Origin of the sequence: Limosilactobacillus reuteri, from assembly GCF_002254085.1 — a bacterium.
In the GTDB taxonomy this organism is placed as follows: Bacteria; Bacillota; Bacilli; order Lactobacillales; family Lactobacillaceae; genus Limosilactobacillus; species Limosilactobacillus reuteri_K.
Genome location: NZ_NGPY01000083.1, coordinates 1 through 404, shown reverse-complemented (window position 1 = coordinate 404; position 404 = coordinate 1). Strand labels below are relative to the sequence as shown.

Here is a 404-nt window from a genome sequence, read left to right as displayed (position 1 = left end):
CTGTGACCCCCTGCTTGTAAGGCAGATGCTCTCCCAACTGAGCTAATCCTCCAAAAGTGACCCGTGCGGGATTTGAACCCACGATACCAGCGTGAAAGGCTGGTGTCTTAACCACTTGACTAACGGGTCATAACAACGGAGAGTAAGGGATTCGAACCCTTGATACAGGCTTTAACCCGTATACATCATTTCCAATGATGCTCCTTCGGCCAGCTCGGACAACTCTCCAATATCCAAGCCCTGGCACAATTAAGACCAGGTGCCAAAGCTTGATTTTGCGTGGCAACGTCCTATCCTCGCAGGGAGCGATCCCCCAACTACTTTCGGCGTGTTGAAGCTTAACTTCTGTGTTCGGCATGGGTACAGGTGTATCCTTCAAGCCATCATCACCACACTCTTTGTCC

At 50.7% G+C, this 404-nt stretch carries 2 tRNA genes and 1 rRNA gene; all 3 read right to left on the bottom strand.

Going from position 1 to position 404, the window contains the following annotated elements:
• Window positions 1–57: 57 nt before the first annotated feature.
• Window positions 58–129, bottom strand: a tRNA-Glu gene (locus CBG10_RS10030).
• Window positions 130–136: 7 nt separating this feature from the next.
• Window positions 137–228 (bottom strand) — tRNA-Ser (locus CBG10_RS10025).
• A 49-nt stretch (window positions 229–277) separates the two neighbouring features.
• Window positions 278–394: ribosomal RNA gene (gene rrf / locus CBG10_RS10020) — 5S ribosomal RNA — on the bottom strand.
• Window positions 395–404: the final 10 nt, after the last annotated feature.